Source organism: Aeromonas sp. s6 (assembly GCF_040907815.1).
Lineage (GTDB): Bacteria > Pseudomonadota > Gammaproteobacteria > Enterobacterales > Aeromonadaceae > Aeromonas > Aeromonas caviae.
On the sequence record NZ_JBFOCN010000075.1, the window covers coordinates 12,283 to 30,844 of the forward strand.

An 18,562-nucleotide genomic window follows, 5' to 3' on the forward strand; every position below is an offset into this window, starting at 1 on the left:
CCGCCGATGGCCGATGAAAAACAGGGGAGAGGAAATGGAACTGCGCTGCGCCTGGGTAACCAAAGACCCGGAATACATCGAATACCATGACAAGCAGTGGGGCAGACCGGTGTATGACGCCCGCGAGTTGTTTGCCAAGCTCTGCCTCGATGGCCAGCAGGCGGGGCTGTCGTGGATCACCATCCTCAAGCGCACCGAGAGCTACCATCGCGCCTATGCCGATTTCGATCCGGTGCGCATCGCCCTGTTCGACGAACAGGATGTGGAACGGCTGATGCAGGACAGCGGCATCATCCGCAACCGGCTCAAGGTGCAGTCGGTCATCAAAAATGCCCGCGCCTATCTGGCGCTGGAGGCGGAAGGCATCGACTTCGCCGACTTCCTGTGGGGCTTCGTGGGGGGCGCCCCCATGGTCAACCAGCGTCAGGGCAACGGCGACATTCCCGCGACCTCCCCCGAGTCGGATGCCATGTCCAAGGCGCTGAAGAAGCGGGGCTTCACCTTCGTCGGCAGCACCATCTGCTACGCCTTTATGCAGGCGGTGGGCATGGTGAACGATCATCTCGTCACCTGCCCCTGCCACGCCGAGTGCCAGCAGCCGGGGTAGATCGGGCGCACGTCAACGAAGAAGGGAGGCCTGGGCCTCCCTTCTTCGTTGTGGGGTCGCCTCAACCGGGTTGACGGGTGTGGCTCAGCGCCTCGCACACCTGGTCGCTGCTCATCAGCCGCACGAAGGGGCCGGCCAGGGTGGCGTTGTGATGGGCGATGATCTGGGGGGCGGTCAGCTGCGGGGTATCCATGCAGGTGTGGGCATCGCTCACCAGCACCACGGCGTAGCCGAGATCCGCCGCCGCCCGGCAGGTGGTATCGATGCAGTACTGGGTCTTCATGCCGGTGACGATCAGGGTCTGCACCCCGTCCTCCTTCAGCCAGCCATCGAGATCGGTGCCCTGAAAGGCGCTTGGCCGCTGCTTGTCGAACACCCGGGCTGTGTCGTCGACGAGCAGTTCCGGCGCCAGTTGCCAGAGGGGGCTGCCGGCGGCGATGGGGCTGCCGGCCGGGCCCGTGTGGCGCACCGCCAGCACAGAGAGAGCGGCACTGCGGGCCGCCTGGCTCAGGCGATTGATGTTGGCCAGGGTCTCGGCCCCGGCATGGGGGGCTTCCGGGCCTTGAAGGAGGCCCACCTGGATGTCGATGATGAGCAGCGCGGGGCGGGAAAGGGACGACATGGTCATGGCTCCGTGAGAAATGTCACCCACTCTGGGGCCATGGGCTCTTATGAGACAACCCGTATATGGGGGGGCTCCATCGCGCCAGACCCATGGAGCATGTTGCCGTTGCACCGGGCCGGGCCGGGAGCCTTTTCGCCCCTTGGTACAGCCGGGATACAGTCACACGGGTTCACCATCGGGATCGTCATCACGAGGGAATCCCGTGTCACTGATCGCCGCTCGCCCTCTCTTCCCCGGCCTGATCGGCTGCACCCTGGGGATGACGTCGCCCGTCAGGGCAAACACGAGGGGAAGCCGGCCCTGTGCAAGAAGGTCCGAGGCTGCACAGACGACGCCTCGAGGGCCGAGTCTGCGCTGCCGGGATCTTGCCCCTCCCCTATCATTGAAAGACGCCGGACCGGTTCAGGTTGTCTGGCGAAGGAGCCATCATGAAGAAGTCCGTATTGGCGCTGCTTGCCGCCACCGCCTTGCTGGCCGCCCTGCCTGCACAGGCCACCAAGCAGGCCCAGGAGCGCCGTGACGCCCGCGATGTGCGTCAGGATACCCGTCAGGAGTCCCGTGACGCGAAACAGGCGTGTCGTGAGGGGGGGGTGGGCAATGCCGACTGCCGCCAGGAGCATCGTGACAACAAGCAGGAGGGGCGAGACAAGGCCCGGGATATCAAATATTGATGCGGGCCCGTCCGAAGATGGCCTGCACCGGGTAAGTCACTAGGGGCAGGGGGGCATGTTGCCCCCCTGCCCATCTTCGCAATGCGCGCGTCACACTCTGGCGCCTCTCTGGGTTAGAATGCGCGACCATCGGCTAGAGTCGTTCTTTTTCAGAGGTTTTTTCATGCATTTCAAGAAACTGGTTCCTGCACTTGCCCTGACCGTCGCCATCACTGGCTGTACCACCAACCCTTATACCGGTGAATCCCAGACCTCCAAGGGCGCCTGGGGCGCGTTGGCGGGTGCGGCGACCGGCGCAGCCGTGGGGGCGCTCTCCTCTAGCAAGGGCGACCGCAAAAAGGGCATCCTGACTGGCGTCGCCGCCGGTGCGGCCCTGGGTGGCGGTATCGGTTACTACATGGATGTGCAAGAAGCCAAGCTGCGCGAGAAGCTGCAAGGCACCGGCGTCAGCGTGACCCGCAACGGTGATCAGCTGATCCTCAACATGCCGAACAACGTCACCTTCGACAGCTCCAGCGCCCAGCTGAAAGCCGCCGGTGCCAACACCCTGTCCGGCGTGGCCCTGGTGGTTGCCGAGTTCGACAAGACCCGTCTGAACGTGGTCGGTCACACCGACAGCACCGGCTCCCGCGAGCTGAACATGAAGCTCTCCCGGGATCGCGCCGATGCCGTCGCCGCCCAGCTGATCGGCCAGGGCGTGTCCGGCAGCCGCATTGCCATCAGCGGTGTGGGTCCGGATCAGCCGGTGGCCAGCAACAGCACCGCCGAAGGCAAGGCCCAGAACCGTCGGGTGACCATCACCCTGACCCCGACCGCCTAAGCGGCCTGCGTTGCAGTCATGAAAAAGGCCCCGCCAGCGATGGCGGGGCCTTTCTATTGGCGCCGGTGCGTGCCCTTTGCTCCTTGCCCCCTTCTCCCCTTGAGGGAGAAGGGTCGGGGATGAGGGGATAACCGCCTCTTAGACAGCGGCAGTGAGCTGTACTTCCACCCTGTAGCCTTCGTGGGCGAGACGGGCCTGCACGCAGGCACGGACCGGGGCTGTATCGGCATCAGGGGAGCCAGGCATCCCGCTTTGTTTAGACAGCCGCAGTCAGCTGCACTTCGACCTTGTAGCCTTCATGGGCCAGACGGGCCTGCACGCAGGCACGGACGGGGGCGGTGTCGGCATCAGGGGAGCCAGGCATCCCGTTTTGATTAGACAGCGGCAGTCAGCTGTACTTCCACCTTGTAGCCTTCGTGGGCGAGACGGGCCTGCACGCAGGCGCGTACCGGTGCTGTGCCGGCCGGGATCCAGGCATCCCACTGCGCGTTGAAGGCGGCGATGTCTTCAATGTCCTTGAGATAGATGTTGGCCATCAGGATCCTGTCGACGCCGGAACCGTTGGCTTCCAGCAAACGCTGCAGGCTTTCCAGCACTTCACGGGTCTGCTGGTGGATGTCGGCGGTCTCGGTGGCGGGCACTTCCACCACGTAGAGGGTGCCGTTGTGGATGACCACATCAGACCAGCGCTGGGTGGTGCCGATACGGGTAATGGTTGTCATGTTTGCTCCGGTACAGGGTTATTGACCCTTGCGGATCAGGTAGCGGTAAGGGGCCTGCTCAGTCTCGCTGGCGACCAGGGTATGGTCCATGAAGCGGCAGAAGCTGGGAATGTCGCGGGTGGTGGAGGGGTCGTCGGCGCTGACCAGCAGGGTCTCCCCATCCGCCATTAGCCGCACTTTCTTGCGAACCATCATCACGGGTTCGGGGCAACGAAGCCCGATTGCGTCCAGCTCGTGGGTCGCATTGCAGAATTCAGTACTCATGAATAATCAACCTTCAGCCGCACCTTCTTGCGCGCTATCGTCACGGGTTCGGGGCAACGAAGCCCGATTGCGTCCAGCTCGTGGGTCGCATTGCAGAATTCAGTACTCATGAATAATCAACCTTCAGCCGCACTTTCTTGCGCGCTATCGTCACGGGTTCGGGGTGGCGAGGTCCGATTGCGTCCAACTCGTGGGTCGCATTGCAGAATTCAGTACTCATGAATAATCAACCTTCAGCCGCACCTTCTTGCGCGCCATCGTCACGGGTTCGGGGCAGCGAAGCCCAATTGCGTCCAGCTCGTGGGTCGCATTGCAGAATACAGTACTCATGAATAATCAACCTTCAGCCGCACCGACTTGCGCGCCATCGTCACGGGCTCGGGGCAACGAAGCCCGATTGCGTCCAACTCGTGCGTTGCGCCGCAGAATAAAGCACTCATCAATAATCAACCTTCAACCAATTCGGCCAGCAATGATACTCACGGCGAAAAAATAATCAAACCATGGGGCGGTTATGCAGCATATGCTACCAAAATGTGAACCGGCTCTACCCAGGCTTCGCTCGATGAGTAATATAAAAATTGAACCATATTCAACAAGGAGGTGTGAATATGCAGGTCTCCTACGGCAGATTGCAAGCCTACGCAGGCATGGGGTTCTTGTCGTTCGCCATGATAGTGCTGGGCAGCCCGATAGGTAATACCGGTACCTGGTTCGGCTCCATGGTGATGATCGGACTGGGGCTCTGGATCGAACTCAGCGACTACTACGACGAGGATGAGGACGAGAACGATCCCTCCTGAGAGCCTGGCTCTTGGCACTCAAAGGCGGACGATGTCCGCCTTTGTCATTTCTGCTCCGCGCCGGAACGGGTCGAGCGCATGGCGCGCTCCAACTGCTGCGCCGTCTGCTCGGGGTTGGCCCTGGCGTCGTTGAAGAAGCTGCTCAGCACATCCATGATCCCCTGGCGCATGTTGGTGGGCACCGCCATCCCCTCCGCCATGCTGGGCAGCAGGTTGTCCTGTTGCTCGGCGTGGAGGAAATCCTGATAGGAGCGGATGGCGCAACGATCGAACTTGCTCATGTCCGGCTTGATGAGCGCCGGGATGGAGCCCTTCACCCGGTTGAACGCTTCCTGGAAGCGCGGCGTCATCAACAGCCTGGCCAGCTCGCCCTGGGCCTGCAACTGGGCGGGATCCCGCTGCTTGAACATGGCGATGGAGTCGAGGTTGTAGCTGAACAGCCCCTGGCTGCCCGGGCTTGGCAGGCACTCGATATCCTCGCCGGGGCGGTAGTTGCCTGCACTCAGCTCCCCTTTCACCCAGTCCCCCATCACCTGCATGGCGGCGCCGCCGCTCTCCAGCAGGTTGGTGGCCTGGTGCCACTTCAGGCCGGCGTATTTCTCGGGTACATAGGCGCGCAACTGCTGGAAGCGGGTCAGCACCCGCACCATGTCGGGGCCGGTCAGGGTGGCGCTGTCCTGTTCGAGGAAGGCCTTGCGATAGAAGGTCTTGCCCCCTTCGCCGAGGGCCACCGTTTCGAACAGCACCGCGATCTGCCAGGGTTCGTTACCGATGGCGAGGGGGGTGATGCCCTGCTCCTTGAGCTTGTCCGCCACCGCCACGAACTTAGCCCAGTCGGTGGGGGGCTTGAGCCCCTGTCGCTCGAATACCTTGCGGTTGAGCCACAGCCAGTTGACCCGGTGGATGCCGGTGGGAACCGCCATCAGGGCGCCGTTCTGGCTGAGGGTATCGCGCACCATGGGGGGCAGCTGAGGGTACCAGCCGAGGTGCTCGGCCATGGGGGTGAGATCGCGCAGAAAGCCCAGGCTGCCCCACTCGTGCAGCTCGAACCCCTTGAGGTGGGCCGCCTCCGGCGGGTTTGCCGCCAGGGCCCGGCTCTTGAGCACCGTCATGGCGCTCTTGCCGCCCCCCCCCTGTACCGCGAAGTCGTTCCACTGGTTGCCCTGCTCGGCCCACTCGGACTTGAGCACTTCCACGGCCCTGGCCTCGCCGCCGGAGGTCCACCAGTGCAATACCTCCACCTGGGAGGCGCAGACGGGCAGGGAGAGCAGGGCGATGACAGAAAAAGACAACCACTTCATACATTACTGCCTTGGTAGGGAGAGGGTGGCCTGCAGGCCGCCCTGGGGGCGATTTTCCAGCACCAGGTCGCCGCCGTGGGCGTGGGCTATGTTGCGGGCGATGCCAAGGCCCAGCCCGGTGCCGGCGGCATCGGTGCTGAGGCGGTAGTAGGGCTCGAAGATGCGCTCGAACTGATCGTCCGGCAGACCGGGCCCCTCGTCCATGATGAAGAGGATCAGCATCTCCTCGTCATCCATGATGATGATGCGCACCTTCTGGCCGTACTTGATGCCGTTGTCCACCAGGTTGCCGATGCAGCGCTTGAGGGCCAGCAGCTTGCCGCGATAGGGCCACTTGCAGTGCCCCTCGATGGTGAGCAGATCCTCGTGCAAGTTCATGGCCTCCGCCATCTGCTCCAGCAGGGCGTTGACGTCGATCTGCTCGAGGTTCTCGTGAATGTCCGTCTCTTTGACCGTCTGCAGCGCCCCTTTGACCATCAGCTCCAGCTCGTCCAGGTCCTTGTTGAACTTGGCGATCTGCACCTCGTCGTCCAGCAGTTCGACCCGCAGTCGCAGCCGGGTGATGGGGGTCTTGAGGTCGTGGGAGATGGAGCTGAAGAGGCGCTCCCGATCGTCGATGAAGCGGCGAATGCGCTGCTGCATGATGTTGAAGGCGCGGGTCGCCGCCACGATTTCGGAGGCACCCTCCTCCTTGAGGGACGGCTGGTCGATGTCCTTGCCGAGGTTGACCGCTGCCTTGGCGAGGCGACGCAGGGGGCGGGTCTGCCAGCGCACCAGCATGAAGGTGAAGAAGCAGAGGAAGACCGTCATCAGGGCGATGAAACGCACCTGATTGCTTGGCATCACGGTGTCATCCAGCGTCATGTAGGGGGCGGGCAGCAGGGCCGCCAGATAGAGCCACTCCCCCGGTTCTATCTCGATCTGGGTCACCAGCACCGGCGGATTGATGGGCTCCAGGGACAGGGTGTAGCGGGCCCAGGAGGAGGGGAGATCCGCCAGCAGGGTGTCGTTGTTGAAGACGTGCAGCTCCTCGGGGCGGGAGAAATCCACCTTGATCGCCATGGCGTCGGAGAGTTTGCGGCTGAGCACCTCCTGCACCTCTTTGAGCACCAGCGTCTTGCGCTCGCTGTCGGGGATGGCGCTGATGTGGATCTCTTCCTCGTTCAGGGAGACGAAGAAGCGGCTGCCGCCCATGTTGCGCAGCTGATCCAGGGCAATGTGGCGGTATTGCAGGGGCAGGGACTTGAAGAAGTTGACGGTGGAAGCCGCCGACAGCGCCAGGTTGCGGGTGGTGCTGAGCATGCCCTCCAGCTCCCGCTTCTGGATCTGCTGCATCCAGATGCCGGTGAGGATGGTCTGGGAGAGCAGGATGGCGAGCAGCAACAGCAGCAGCATCCGCGACAGCAGGGAGCGGGGCACCAGGGCCCGCCAGAACTTCTGCCCCGTCATGGCAGCGTGTGTCTCTTGTCGATCAGCATGGGGTGCTTACCTCTGTGCCTTGCCATTGCCCCGTGATGGGTCTCTCTTCTGCCCGTTCAAGGTCTCGCCGTAGCGTCTGTCTGCTACGGGATCTCGTGGACTTCAGCGATCAGCATGTAGCCGCTGCCGCGAATGGTCTTGATGATGCGAGGGCTCTTGCCGTTGTCACCCAGCTTCTGGCGCAGGCGGCTGATCTGCACATCGATGCCGCGTTCCATGGGCAGGCTCTCGCGACCGCGGGTGGCGTCCGAGATGGTATCCCTGTCCAGCACCACGCCGGGCTGCTGCAGGAACATGCCGAGCAGCAGGGCATCGCTGCCGGAGAGATCCAGCAGGCTGCCATCTTCGTGGGTCAGCTGGTGGCTCAGGGTGTCCAGGGTCCACTCGGCGAAACGCAGCCGACGGCTCGGTTCCTTTTCTTTCTCCGGCTGGCGGAATTCGGCGCGGCGCAGCAGCGCCTTGATGCGGGCCTGCAGTTCGCGCGGGCTGAACGGCTTGGCGATGTAGTCGTCGGCGCCAAGTTCCAGACCGATCACCCGATCCGCTTCGTCGGAGGCGGCGGTGAGCATGATGATGGGTACCTGGGAGTCGCGGCGGATCTGCTGGCAGAGGGTAAAGCCGTCGTCGCCGGGCATCATGATGTCCAGAATGATGAGGTCCGGGCTGTGCTGGGCCAGTTGTTGGCGCATCTCGTTCCCTTCAGCCGCGGTCAGTACCTCGAAACCGGCCCGGGTCAGGTACTCGTTGAGCAGCTCGCGGATCTCCCGATCGTCGTCGACGATAAGCAGTTGTTTGCTCGTTGACATATGTATGTGCATCCACCCATTTTTTTGTGCAGATTGAACCTGTCGGGGGAGCAAAAAGCAAGCAAGCCCCCCCTCTAATGTGAAGTTATGGGCAATATAGCCTCAGGATTGGCCCCGATCGCGGGAAAAGAATAAAAAAGGCCGACCCAAACGGGCCGGCCAACACGCAGATTCCGACGGCAGGAGCGCACCCCGTGTGGCGCGTTCCACAGACTCGACAGCAGGGTCGGCAGGCCGACCCGGTATTCGTGATGGGGCCGCTGTGCCGGGAAGCAGGGCCGCCTTCTGTCTGTTGTTGCCGCCCCGAGGCGGCGTCCCTGACCGGTGAGCGGTCAGGAGTGATTCACTTACACCCGTTCGAACACGGTGGCGATGCCCTGACCCAGGCCGATGCACATGGTGGCGACTCCCAGGGTGGCGTCCTTCTCTTCCATCAGGTTGATCAGGGTGGTGGAGATGCGGGCACCGGAGCAGCCGAGCGGGTGACCCAGGGCGATGGCGCCACCGTTGAGGTTCACCTTCTCGTCCACCAGGTCTTGCAGACCCAGATCCTTCACGCAGGGCAGGGACTGGGCGGCAAACGCCTCGTTCAGCTCGAAGAGGTCGATGTCGCCGACGGTCAGACCGGCCCGCTTGAGCGCTTTCTGGGTGGCCGGCACCGGGCCGTAACCCATGATGGCGGCGTCACAGCCGGCGATGGCCATGGCGCGCACCCTGGCGCGGGGCGTGAGGCCGAGGGCCTTTGCACGGTCCGCACTCATCACCAGCATGGCGGCGGCGCCATCGGACAGGGCCGAGGAGGTGCCGGCGGTGACGGTACCGTTGACCGGGTCGAACACCGGGCGCAGCTGGCTCAGCGTCTCGACCGTGGTCTCGGGGCGGATCACCTCGTCATAGTCGTAGAAGAAGCGGGCGCCGCTGGCGTCGTGCCCTTCCAGCCCGACGATCTCCTTGGCAAAACGCCCTTCCACGGTGGCGGCGTGGGCACGGCGGTGGGAGCGGGCCGCAAACTCGTCCTGCTGCTGACGACTGATGCCGTGCAGCTTGCCGAGCATCTCGGCGGTCAGCCCCATCATGCCGGAGGCTTTCGCCACCGACTTGGCCATGCCGGGGTGGAAGTCCACCCCGTGGCTCATCGGCACGTGACCCATGTGCTCGACGCCACCGATGATGAAGATATCGCCGTCACCCACCTGAATGGCGCGGGAGGCATCGTGCAGCGCCTGCATGCTGGAGCCGCACAGGCGGTTGACGGTGACCGCCCCCACCTGCTTGGGAATGCCGGCCAGCAAGGCGGCGTTGCGGGCAATGTTGAAGCCCTGTTCCAGGGTCTGCTGCACGCAGCCCCAGTAGATATCCTCGATCTCGTTTGGGTCGAGGTTGGGGTTGCGCAGCAGGATGGATTTCATCAGGTGCGCGGACAAGTCTTCTGCACGCACGTTGCGGAAGGCGCCGCCCTTGGACCGGCCCATGGGGGTCCGGATACAGTCGACAATGACTACGTCTTTCATGAATGGATCTCCTTTCCGCAATCAGTAGAAGGTGTTGCCCTGGGCGGCCATCTCACGCAGCTTGTCGCTGACGCGGTAGAGCGGGCCCAAGTCGGCATACTGGTCGGCCATGGCCACGTAGCGATCCAGACCGATAGTGTCCAGATAGCGGAACACGCCGCCGCGGAAGGGAGGGAAGCCCAAACCGTAGACCAGTGCGATGTCGGCTTCGGCTGGCGTGGCGACTATGCCCTCTTCCAGACAGAGCACCACCTCGTTGATCATCGGGATCATCATGCGAGCGATAATGGCTTCCTTGTCAAAGTCCTGCTTCGGCTTGGCGATGGGGGCCAGCAGCTCGTAGCTGGCGGCATCGGCCACCTTCTTCGGTTTACCCTTCTTGTCCTGCTCGTAGGCGTAGAAGCCCTTGCCGTTCTTCTGACCGAAGCGGCTCACTTCGTACATCACGTCGATGGCGGTGCGGCCTTCCTTGCTCATGCGTGCCGGGAAGCCCTGCGCCATCACGTCACCGGCATGGTGGCCGGTGTCGATGCCGACCACGTCCAGCAGGTAGGCGGGGCCCATGGGCCAGCCGAACTCCTTCTCCATCACCTTGTCGACGGCGGCGAAGTCGGCGCCGTCGGCGACCAGCTTGTTGAAGCCGAAGAAGTAAGGGAACAGCACGCGGTTCACGAAGAAGCCGGGGCAGTCGTTGACCACCACCGGGGACTTGCCCATGGCGGCGGCGTAGGCCACCACGCGGTTGATGGTTTCATCGGAAGTTTGCTCGCCGCGGATGATCTCCACCAGTGGCATGCGGTGCACCGGGTTGAAGAAGTGCATGCCGCAGAAATTCTCGGGGCGCTTCAGTCCCTTGGCCAGCAGGGAGATGGGGATGGTGGAGGTGTTGCTGGCGAGCACGGCGTCTTCGCCGATGATCCCTTCCACTTCACTCAGCACGGCCGCCTTCACTTTCGGGTTCTCGACCACGGCTTCGACCACCACGTCCACATGCTTGACGTTGTCATAGCTGAGGGTTGGGGTAATGGCGGAGAGCACCTGGCCCATCTTGATGCCGTCGATGCGACCGCGCTCGAGCTGGCCGTTGAGCAGCTTGGTGGCCTCATTCATGCCAAGTGCCAGCGCTTTCTCGTTGATGTCCTTCATCACCGCCGGGATGCCCTTGCTGGCAGACTGGTAGGCGATGCCACCCCCCATGATGCCGGCACCCAGCACGGCGGCATGGCCGGTGGCCTTGTTTGCCTGCTTGGCGGCCTTCTTGGCCAGCGCCTTGATGTGCTGATCGTTGAGGAAGATACCGACCAGCGCCTTGGCCACGTCGGTTTTCGCCAATTTGATGAAGGTGGCGGCCTCGGCGGCCAGCGCTTCGTCACGGCCCATGCCAGCGGCGGCTTCCACCGTCTTCACGGCGGCCATGGGGGCCGGATAGTGTTTGCCCGCCACGGCGGCAACCATACCGGCGGCGGTGGTGAAGCTCATCATGGCTTCCAGTTTGGAGAGGCGCAGCGGCGCTTTCTTGGCGGCGCGGCGGCCCTGCCAGTCCAGCTTGCCTTTGATCGCGTCCTTGATCATCTGCACGGCGGCGCTGTGCAGCGCGTCCGGGGCGACCACGGCGTCGATGGCGCCCACCTTGAGGGCGTCATCGGCACGGTAATCCTTGCCGGTGGTGATCCACTCCAGCGCGTTGTCGGCACCGATCACCCGCGGCAGACGGACAGTGCCGCCAAAGCCCGGCATGATGCCGAGCTTGGTCTCGGGCAGGCCGATCTTGGCCGTGGTGTCGGCCAGCCGGAAATCGGTGGAGAGAATAGTCTCGCAGCCGCCGCCCAGAGCATGGCCCTTGATGGCGGAGAGGGTGGGCACCGGCAGATCTTCGATGGCGCTGAAGATGTCGTTGGCCTTCTTCAGCCAGCCGAGCAGGTCTTCTTGCGGCAGATCGAACAGTTCCAGGAATTCGGTGATGTCGGCGCCGACGATGAAAGCGTCTTTGCCGGAGGTGAGGATCAGACCCTTCAAATCGGCTTGTTGCTGTAATGCGGCGATCGCTTCGCTCAGGGAGAGCAGGGTAGCGCGATCCAGCTTGTTGACTGAACCCGGGGCATCGAACCTCAGCTCGGCAATGCCGTCTTCGAGGTAGCTGACCGTCAGGGTTTCGCCTTGGTAGATCATGAGAGTGTCTCCTTGTTCCCACTCTGTGGGGAATGGTGCTCCTTTATCCCCAGCAGGGGGCGAGGCTCACTATTGATCCAAAAGGAGACATTTTCAACACCTATTTAAAACATTTGTTTAACAGTTGTCGAGTAAAAGCTCTTCATCACAAAACGGGCAAAAAAGAGGCGCCTTGCGGCGCCTCCGATGGAGATGAGCGTGGTATCAACTGGCCAGTTCCGGCCGATTGCGATACTGGTTCAAGACCTCGGGATCGGCGAGGGCGTGGGTGTTGTTGACGGGGCGGTTGTGCACCACTTCCCGCACCGCCAGCTCCACTATCTTGCCGGACTTGGTGCGGGGGATGGCATCCACCTGCAGGATGCGGGCAGGCACATGACGGGCGGTGCAGTGCCGCTTGATCTGCTGGCAGATCCGCTCACGCAGCCCGTCGTCCAGCTTGCAACCCGTCTTGAGCTTGACGAACAGCACCACCCGCTCGTCCTGTTTCCATTGCTGGCCGATGACGATGCTCTCCTCCACCTCGTCGAGTTGTTCCACATAGCGGTAGATCTCGCTGGTGCCGATGCGCACGCCGCCCGGGTTGAGGGTCGCGTCGGAGCGGCCGTAGAACAGGATGCCGCCGGTCGGGGTCAGCTCGATCCAGTCCCCGTGGCACCAGATGTTGTCGAACCGCTCGAAGTAGGCGGCGTGGTACTTGTCGCCATTTTCGTCACCCCAGAAGTAAATGGGCTGGGCCGGGAACGGCTTGGTACAGACCAGCTCGCCCTTCTCACCCAGCACCGGCTGGCCCGCCTCGTTGAATACCTGCACCGCGAGACCAAGGCCGCGCCCCTGGCTCTCGCCGCGATAGATGGGGCTCAAGGGGTTGCCGATGACGAAGCAGGAGCAGATGTCGGTGCCGCCAGAGATGGAGCTGAGCTGCACATCCTGCTTTATCTGCTGGTAAACATAGTCAAACCCCTCCGGCGACAGCACGGATCCGGTGCTGCAGATGAGGCGCAAGGCAGGCAGGTCGTGGGTCTTGATGGGGGCATAACCCTGCTTGTGCAGCGCATCGAGATACTTGGCCGAGGTGCCGAACAGGGCGACCTCTTCGTCCCGTGCGAGATCCCACAGCACGTTGCCATCCGGGTAGAAGGGGGAACCATCGTAGAGCACCAGGGTGGCGCCGGAGGCGAGGGCGCTCACCAGCCAGTTCCACATCATCCAGCCACAGGTGGTGAAGTAGAAGATGCGCTCCCCCGGCTTGATGTCGCAGTGCAACTGGTGCTCTTTCAGGTGTTGCAGCAGGGTGCCGCCAATGCCGTGCACGATGCACTTGGGTTTGCCGGTGGTGCCGGAGGAGTAGAGGATGTAGAGCGGGTCGTTGAAGGCCATGGTCTCGAAGGCGAGCTGGGCATCATGCTGGCTTGCCAGCAATTGCTGCCAGTTGTGACCAAGCTGCAGCGGGTTGCCGAGCAGGGGGATCATCACCGTCTGCTCTAGGCTGTCGAGCTGACCGACGACGCTGGCCACCTTGTCCTGAATGTCGATGGCCTTGCCGCCGTAGCGGTAGCCATCCACCGCAAACAGCACCCTGGGACGGGTCTGGCCGAAGCGCTCCACTACGCTGGCCTCGCCAAAATCGGGACTGGTGGAGGTCCAGATCGCGCCGAGGCTGGTGGTTGCCAGCATGGCCACCACTGTTTCCGGGATATTGGGCAGGTAGGCTGCGACCACATCACCCCGGCCTATGCCCTGGCTGCGAAGCCACTGGGCCAGGCGGGCGACCTGATCTGCCAGCTCATGCCAGCTCAGGGTCCGGCTTGGGCCCCCTTCGATGCGGGAGATGATGGCCGGGCTCTCATCCTGACGGCGCAGCAGGTTCTCGGCGAAGTTGAGCTGGCTGTCGGGGAACCAGCGGGCGCGCTGCATATCCTGGCGGTTCTCCGCCACAATGTTGCCAAGCTCGCCCTTGACGCCGCAGTGCTGCCACACCAGGGGCCAGAAGCGGGTGGTCTTCTCCACCGACCATTGATACAGGTCGGTATAGCTGCGCAGTTGCAGGCCATGGAAGTGATTGACCTCGGCCATGAACTGGTGGAGGTTGGAGTGCTGCATCCTGTCCTGAGCCGGTGTCCACAGACAAAGGTTTTGCATGAGTTGTTCCTGACGGCTGATATCTACTGTCTGTGGGCAGTGTATTGAATTGTTCTTTGTTTGTTAATTGTCTGTTTTATCTTCATAACAAAAAGCCTGTAACCTATGCGTTACCTCACGAAGCGAAAGCCGGGTGGCTCGAGCCTTGATTCGCTTGATGTTATGCTGAAGTCACATTCGCCCGGAGCAGGACGCCATGAGCAGTTACAGCCAACTTTTTGCCCAGCATCTCGACACCCTTCAGCAGCGTACCCGCGACATCCTGCAACAACAGAGTCTTGGCGGTCTCGCTATCCACTCCGGCCAGACTCATCGTATCTTCCTCGATGACCAGGATTATCCCTTCAAGGTGAATCCCCAGTTCAAGGCCTGGCTGCCGGTGCTGGACAACCCTCACTGCTGGTTGCTGGTGGATGGCGTGAGCAAGCCGGTGCTGCTGTTCTACCGGCCGGTGGACTTCTGGCACAAGGTGGCGGAGTTGCCCAACGCCTTCTGGGTCGACTTCTTCGACATTCGCTTCCTGACTCGCCCGGAGCAGGTTGCCGATCACCTGCCGGCCAACAAGCAGGAGTGGGCCTATCTGGGCGGCCATCTGGAAGTGGCCGAGCTGCTGGGACTGGGTCAGCTCAATCCGGAGGCGGTCCTCAATTACCTGCACTACCACCGTGCCTACAAGACGCCCTATGAGCTGGAATGTCTTCGCGATGCCAACCGCATCGGCGTGCGCGGCCACATCGCGGCCAAGGACTCCTTCATGGCGGGGGCGAGCGAGTTCGAGATCAACCTGGCCTACATGAAGGCGGTCGGACAGGGGGCCAATGAGGCGCCCTACGGCAACATTGTTGCCATCAACCGCAATGCGGCCATCCTGCACTACACCCATCTCTCCACCCAGCGGGTGCCGGATGCGGAGCGTTACTCCTTCCTCATCGATGCCGGTGTGGACGTGCACGGTTATGCCTCCGACATTACCCGGACTTGGGCCTGGCGCCGCGGTGAGTTCGCCGATCTGATCGCAGCGCTGGATGCACAGCAACAGGAGATCATCGACGAGATCAAGCCGGGCCGCCGCTACAGCGAGCTGCACCTGCAGATGCACCACAGGCTGGCGCGCCTGCTGCAAGCCACCGAACTGGTAGACATGTCGGTGGACGAGATGATCCACACCGGGGTGACCAATGTCTTCTTCCCCCACGGTCTCGGCCACTTCCTCGGCCTGCAGGTACACGATGCCGGCGGCTTCATGCAGGATGAGCGCGGCACCCACCTGGCGGCCCCCGAGCAGTTCCCCTATCTGCGCTGCACCCGGGTGATGGAAGTGGGCCAGGTGTTCACCATAGAGCCGGGTCTCTACTTCATCGACAGCCTGCTGGAGCCGCTGCGCCAGGGTGAGCAGGGCAAGCGGATCAACTGGAACAAGGTGGAGGCGCTGCGTCCCTATGGTGGCATTCGCATCGAGGACAACGTGGTGTTGCATGCCAACGGGGTGGAGAACCTGACCAGACAAGCAGGGCTCTGATGGCGACGGATTACCCCATACCGGCAGCCCCACTGGAGGTGAGCGAGGAGATCAAGAAGAGCCGCTTCATTACCTACATCGCCCACACTCCGACCGTCGAGGCCGCCAAGGCCTGGATAGACGAGATCAAACAGCAACACCCGGGAGCCCGGCATCACTGCTGGGCTTTTGTCGCCGGCGCCCCGCAAGACAGCCAGGTTTATGGTTTCAGTGATGATGGCGAACCCTCGGGCACGGCGGGCAAACCCATGCTGGCCCAGTTGATGGGGGCCGGTCTGGGTGAAGTCGCCGCCGTGGTGGTGCGCTATTACGGTGGCGTGCTGCTGGGGACCGGTGGCCTGGTCAAGGCCTATGGCGGTGGTGTGGGGGCAGCACTCAAGCAACTTGAAACTTGTATCAAGCGTCAGCTGACCTCTTCCGTGATCCAGTGTGACTACACCGACATGGGGGCCGTGGAGTCCCTCATCTCTGCCCATCAAGGGCAGTTGCTGGTGGCCGATTATGGTGCCAGCGTCACCCTTCAGGTAGCGTGGGAGTCTGCGCTCTGGGCCCGTATCGCACAGGAATTGACCGACCGGACCCAGGGTCGGGTATCCCTTCGTCCCTTAGATGGCTAGAATCCATCGCTCTTTTAGTTTGAAGAGGGAGCCGGAATGCAGATTCTGAGCATCATTCGTATCGTCGGTCTGCTGGTTGCCCTGTTCAGCTCGACCATGCTGCTGCCCGCGGTGGTCGCTTTTGGGTATCGTGATGGCGGTGGTACCGAGTTCGTCAACTCCTTCGTCATAGCCCTCCTGCTCGGCCTCCTGCTCTGGTTCCCCAACCGCCACCAGAAAAAGGAACTCAGGTCCAAGGAAGGCTTCCTCATCGTGGTGCTGTTCTGGGTGGTGCTGGGGAGCGTGGGTGCCGTCCCCTTCATCATCAGCGACGTGCCGAACATGTCGGTCTCGGAGGCATTTTTCGAGTCGTTTTCCGGCCTGACTACCACGGGTGCAACGGTGCTGACCGGGCTGGACAATCTGCCCAAGGCGTTTCTCTTCTACCGCCAGCTGCTGCAATGGCTCGGTGGCATGGGGATCATCGTGCTGGCGGTGGCCGTGCTGCCACTGCTGGGTATCGGGGGTATGCAACTCTATCGCGCCGAGATCCCGGGGCCCGTCAAGGACAACAAGGTGACCCCGCGCATCGCCGAGACGGCCAAGGCGCTCTGGTTCATCTATCTGTTGCTGACCTCCCTCTGCGCTCTCGCGTACTGGATGGCGGGAATGACGTTGTTCGATGCCATCTGCCACTCCTTCTCCACCTTGTCGGTTGGGGGGTTCTCGACCCACGACGCCAGCATCGGTTTCTTCGACAGCCCGGCCATCAACCTGATCACAGTGGTGTTCCTGCTGCTGGCGAGCGTCAACTTCGCGCTGCACTTCATGGTGTTTGCCCACAAGCCGGTGCGCGTGAGCAGTTATCTGCGTGACTCCGAGCTCAAGGTGTTTCTGAGCATCCAGTGCGTGCTGGTGCTGATCTGTTTCGTCTCTCTGCTGTTCCACGGCCACTACGATACCTGGCAGGATGCGCTCAACCATGGCCTGTTCCAGGCGGTGTCTCTGGGCACGACCACGGGGTACAGCACCACCAGCTATGCGGATTGGCCCTCCTTCCTGCCCATGCTGTTGATGTTCTCTGCCTTCATCGGCTGTTGTGCCGGCAGTACCGGGGGGGGCATCAAGGTGATGCGTTTCATGATCCTGTTCCTGCAGGGGATGCGTGAACTCAAACGGTTGGTGCATCCGCGGGCCATCTACACCTTGAAGCTGGGACGCCGTGCCGTACCGGAACGGATCGTGGAAGCGGTCTGGGGCTACTTTGCCACCTACATCATCCTGTTCTTCATCTTCATGCTGTTGCTGCTGATGACGGGGCTGAACGAAGTGACGGCCTTCTCCGCCGTGGCTGCGGCATTCACCAACGTGGGGCCGGGTCTGGGGGAGGTGTCGGCCAACTTCGGCAATATCTCGGCCACTGCCCAGTGGATATTGATCGTGGCCATGTTGTTTGGTCGATTGGAAATCTTCACACTTCTGGTACTGTTTACTCCTGCATTCTGGCGTAGTTGAGGTTGGTATGGACAAAATTTTGGTGCTTTATTCTTCCCGGGACGGGCAAACGCGGAAAATCGTGGATGTCATGCTGGAGGAAATATCAGGATGCGAAGTGGTGATGCACGACCTGCACACCCTGCCCATGTGCAACCTCAGCAAGTATGCCAAGGTGTTGATTGGCGCTTCCATTCGCTATGGTAACTTCCACCCCAGCCTGCTCAGCTTCATACACGCACATCATGAACAGTTGGAAGTAGCCAATGCGGCGTTCTTCTGCGTGAACCTGACGGCACGCAAGCCCGAGAAGCAGACGCCGCAGACCAACGCCTACATGAAGAAGTTTCTGCGCCTCTCTCCCTGGAAGCCCAAAACTCTGGGGGTGTTTGCCGGGGCATTGCAGTACTCCCGTTACAACTGGTGGCAGACCCGCATCATTCAGTTGATCATGAAGATCACCGGGGGCAGCACGGATACCAGCAAGGATCTGGAATTCACCGACTGGGACAAGGTGCGCGGCTTTGCCCGTGAGTTTTGGTCAAAAAAGTAACAGCGACGTCATTCAAAGCGGCTAGAGCCCTGCGTAAGCAGGGCTTTTTGTTTGATAAGTAGGCGTTCGAGCCACAAAACGGTAAAAAGGACTATTTTTCGCAAAATAGCCCTTGTCATCCCGGCGCGGCTCCCTATAATGCGCCCCTACCAGCACGGCGGACCACGCCAACCTGATGAGCCAGCTTCCTTAGGAAGTGGGCGCCGAAAGAAAAGCGAAAACAACCGCTTGACTTTCGAAGTGAGGAGTGTAAGATGCGCCTCCTCAACGCGATAAGCGTGACGCTCTTTAACAATTTGAATCAAGCAATCTGTGTGGGCACTCACAGCATCGAGCATCAAAAACAATTTTTGATATCAATGTCTGATGAAGTGACCAAAGCAACTTTTAGTTGCAGCAGTTAATTCAGCAATTCATTGAGCCGCTTTTCGAAGCAACCAAACTTAAATTGAAGAGTTTGATCATGGCTCAGATTGAACG

The 18,562-nt window shown here is 61.7% G+C and carries 17 protein-coding genes and 4 pseudogenes; 8 read left to right on the top strand and 13 right to left on the bottom strand.

Annotation, left to right across the window (positions count from 1 at the left end):
• The first annotated feature begins 34 nt into the window (after nt 1-34).
• Nucleotides 35-607 (top strand): DNA-3-methyladenine glycosylase I, encoded by a 573-nt coding sequence (locus tag AB5Y50_RS11930; protein ID WP_319882920.1) that lies wholly within the window; start codon nt 35-37, stop codon nt 605-607.
• Between the two features lie 61 nt (nt 608-668).
• Here AB5Y50_RS11930 and AB5Y50_RS11935 read toward each other — a convergent pair whose 3' ends face one another.
• Nucleotides 669-1,229, bottom strand: coding sequence for a cysteine hydrolase family protein (locus AB5Y50_RS11935; protein ID WP_319882921.1), 561 nt, complete (start codon nt 1,227-1,229; stop codon nt 669-671).
• A 431-nt stretch (nt 1,230-1,660) separates the two neighbouring features.
• On the opposite strand from AB5Y50_RS11935, the gene AB5Y50_RS11940 reads away from it, so the two are divergent.
• A complete protein-coding gene (locus AB5Y50_RS11940) occupies nt 1,661-1,903 on the top strand; it encodes a hypothetical protein (protein WP_052814725.1) in 243 nt (80 codons plus the stop codon).
• A 163-nt stretch (nt 1,904-2,066) separates the two neighbouring features.
• Nucleotides 2,067-2,723 (top strand): OmpA family lipoprotein, encoded by a 657-nt coding sequence (locus tag AB5Y50_RS11945; protein ID WP_010672405.1) that lies wholly within the window; start codon nt 2,067-2,069, stop codon nt 2,721-2,723.
• 138 nt (nt 2,724-2,861) lie between these two features.
• Here AB5Y50_RS11945 and AB5Y50_RS11950 read toward each other — a convergent pair.
• The 6 genes and pseudogenes from AB5Y50_RS11950 to AB5Y50_RS11975 all read right to left on the bottom strand — a co-directional run.
• Nucleotides 2,862-2,951: pseudogene (locus AB5Y50_RS11950) on the bottom strand (endoribonuclease L-PSP); the annotation flags it as partial.
• A 28-nt stretch (nt 2,952-2,979) separates the two neighbouring features.
• Nucleotides 2,980-3,069, bottom strand: a pseudogene (locus AB5Y50_RS11955) (endoribonuclease L-PSP); the annotation flags it as partial.
• A gap of 28 nt (nt 3,070-3,097) precedes the next feature.
• Nucleotides 3,098-3,445: a RidA family protein gene (locus AB5Y50_RS11960; protein WP_039041019.1), complete on the bottom strand. Its 348-nt coding sequence runs from the start codon at nt 3,443-3,445 to the stop codon at nt 3,098-3,100.
• An 18-nt stretch (nt 3,446-3,463) separates the two neighbouring features.
• On the bottom strand, nt 3,464-3,709 hold the full coding sequence (gene tusA, locus AB5Y50_RS11965; protein ID WP_041214136.1) for a sulfurtransferase TusA: 246 nt from the start codon (nt 3,707-3,709) through the stop codon (nt 3,464-3,466).
• A 41-nt stretch (nt 3,710-3,750) separates the two neighbouring features.
• Nucleotides 3,751-3,819: pseudogene (locus AB5Y50_RS11970) on the bottom strand (sulfurtransferase TusA); the annotation flags it as partial.
• A 234-nt stretch (nt 3,820-4,053) separates the two neighbouring features.
• Nucleotides 4,054-4,149, bottom strand: a pseudogene (locus AB5Y50_RS11975) (sulfurtransferase TusA); the annotation flags it as partial.
• A 171-nt stretch (nt 4,150-4,320) separates the two neighbouring features.
• On the opposite strand from AB5Y50_RS11975, the gene AB5Y50_RS11980 reads away from it, so the two are divergent.
• Entirely contained in the window at nt 4,321-4,512 is a 192-nt protein-coding gene (locus AB5Y50_RS11980) for a hypothetical protein (protein ID WP_010672410.1), read from the top strand.
• 44 nt (nt 4,513-4,556) lie between these two features.
• Here the strand turns inward: AB5Y50_RS11980 and AB5Y50_RS11985 are convergent, their stop codons facing one another.
• From AB5Y50_RS11985 to AB5Y50_RS12010, 6 genes are all read right to left on the bottom strand, one after another.
• Entirely contained in the window at nt 4,557-5,813 is a 1,257-nt protein-coding gene (locus AB5Y50_RS11985; RefSeq protein ID WP_319882922.1) for an ABC transporter substrate-binding protein, read from the bottom strand.
• A gap of 3 nt (nt 5,814-5,816) precedes the next feature.
• Nucleotides 5,817-7,262, bottom strand: a complete 1,446-nt coding sequence (locus AB5Y50_RS11990) for an ATP-binding protein (RefSeq protein WP_010672412.1) — start codon at nt 7,260-7,262, stop codon at nt 5,817-5,819.
• A gap of 113 nt (nt 7,263-7,375) precedes the next feature.
• Nucleotides 7,376-8,098 carry a response regulator gene (locus AB5Y50_RS11995; protein WP_010672413.1) on the bottom strand — a complete coding sequence of 241 codons (723 nt, stop codon included), beginning with the start codon at nt 8,096-8,098 and terminating at the stop codon, nt 7,376-7,378.
• A gap of 347 nt (nt 8,099-8,445) precedes the next feature.
• Nucleotides 8,446-9,630 (bottom strand): acetyl-CoA C-acyltransferase FadA, encoded by a 1,185-nt coding sequence (gene fadA / locus AB5Y50_RS12000; protein ID WP_198497327.1) that lies wholly within the window; start codon nt 9,628-9,630, stop codon nt 8,446-8,448.
• Nucleotides 9,631-11,778 carry a fatty acid oxidation complex subunit alpha FadB gene (fadB, locus tag AB5Y50_RS12005; protein WP_069784355.1) on the bottom strand — a complete coding sequence of 716 codons (2,148 nt, stop codon included), beginning with the start codon at nt 11,776-11,778 and terminating at the stop codon, nt 9,631-9,633.
• Between the two features lie 204 nt (nt 11,779-11,982).
• Nucleotides 11,983-13,920 (bottom strand): acetoacetate--CoA ligase, encoded by a 1,938-nt coding sequence (locus AB5Y50_RS12010; protein WP_069784356.1) that lies wholly within the window; start codon nt 13,918-13,920, stop codon nt 11,983-11,985.
• Between the two features lie 196 nt (nt 13,921-14,116).
• Between AB5Y50_RS12010 and pepQ the strand changes: the two genes are divergently transcribed.
• From pepQ to hemG, 4 genes are read left to right on the top strand one after another with little or no spacing between them, the layout of a single operon-like run.
• Nucleotides 14,117-15,439: a Xaa-Pro dipeptidase gene (gene pepQ / locus AB5Y50_RS12015; protein ID WP_069784357.1), complete on the top strand. Its 1,323-nt coding sequence runs from the start codon at nt 14,117-14,119 to the stop codon at nt 15,437-15,439.
• Nucleotides 15,439-16,056, top strand: coding sequence for a YigZ family protein (locus AB5Y50_RS12020; protein ID WP_010672418.1), 618 nt, complete (start codon nt 15,439-15,441; stop codon nt 16,054-16,056). Before pepQ ends, AB5Y50_RS12020 begins: the two co-directional genes overlap by 1 nt.
• A 36-nt stretch (nt 16,057-16,092) precedes the next feature.
• Nucleotides 16,093-17,550, top strand: a complete 1,458-nt coding sequence (locus AB5Y50_RS12025; RefSeq protein WP_069784358.1) for a TrkH family potassium uptake protein — start codon at nt 16,093-16,095, stop codon at nt 17,548-17,550.
• Between the two features lie 7 nt (nt 17,551-17,557).
• Nucleotides 17,558-18,082, top strand: a complete 525-nt coding sequence (gene hemG, locus AB5Y50_RS12030) for a menaquinone-dependent protoporphyrinogen IX dehydrogenase (protein ID WP_029313439.1) — start codon at nt 17,558-17,560, stop codon at nt 18,080-18,082.
• Nucleotides 18,083-18,562 lie beyond the last annotated feature (480 nt).

Coding starts and splice junctions, on each gene's coding strand:
- AB5Y50_RS11980 (WP_010672410.1), top strand. CDS start 4,321: ATGCAGGTCTCCTACGGCAGATTGCAAGCCTACGCAGGCATGGGGTTC.
- tusA (WP_041214136.1), bottom strand. CDS start 3,709: ATGAGTACTGAATTCTGCAATGCGACCCACGAGCTGGACGCAATCGGG.
- fadB (WP_069784355.1), bottom strand. CDS start 11,778: ATGATCTACCAAGGCGAAACCCTGACGGTCAGCTACCTCGAAGACGGC.
- AB5Y50_RS12025 (WP_069784358.1), top strand. CDS start 16,093: ATGCAGATTCTGAGCATCATTCGTATCGTCGGTCTGCTGGTTGCCCTG.
- AB5Y50_RS11995 (WP_010672413.1), bottom strand. CDS start 8,098: ATGTCAACGAGCAAACAACTGCTTATCGTCGACGACGATCGGGAGATC.
- AB5Y50_RS11985 (WP_319882922.1), bottom strand. CDS start 5,813: ATGAAGTGGTTGTCTTTTTCTGTCATCGCCCTGCTCTCCCTGCCCGTC.
- AB5Y50_RS11930 (WP_319882920.1), top strand. CDS start 35: ATGGAACTGCGCTGCGCCTGGGTAACCAAAGACCCGGAATACATCGAA.
- AB5Y50_RS11960 (WP_039041019.1), bottom strand. CDS start 3,445: ATGACAACCATTACCCGTATCGGCACCACCCAGCGCTGGTCTGATGTG.
- AB5Y50_RS11990 (WP_010672412.1), bottom strand. CDS start 7,262: ATGACGGGGCAGAAGTTCTGGCGGGCCCTGGTGCCCCGCTCCCTGCTG.
- AB5Y50_RS11935 (WP_319882921.1), bottom strand. CDS start 1,229: ATGTCGTCCCTTTCCCGCCCCGCGCTGCTCATCATCGACATCCAGGTG.
- AB5Y50_RS11940 (WP_052814725.1), top strand. CDS start 1,661: ATGAAGAAGTCCGTATTGGCGCTGCTTGCCGCCACCGCCTTGCTGGCC.
- AB5Y50_RS12020 (WP_010672418.1), top strand. CDS start 15,439: ATGGCGACGGATTACCCCATACCGGCAGCCCCACTGGAGGTGAGCGAG.
- hemG (WP_029313439.1), top strand. CDS start 17,558: ATGGACAAAATTTTGGTGCTTTATTCTTCCCGGGACGGGCAAACGCGG.
- AB5Y50_RS11945 (WP_010672405.1), top strand. CDS start 2,067: ATGCATTTCAAGAAACTGGTTCCTGCACTTGCCCTGACCGTCGCCATC.
- pepQ (WP_069784357.1), top strand. CDS start 14,117: ATGAGCAGTTACAGCCAACTTTTTGCCCAGCATCTCGACACCCTTCAG.
- AB5Y50_RS12010 (WP_069784356.1), bottom strand. CDS start 13,920: ATGCAAAACCTTTGTCTGTGGACACCGGCTCAGGACAGGATGCAGCAC.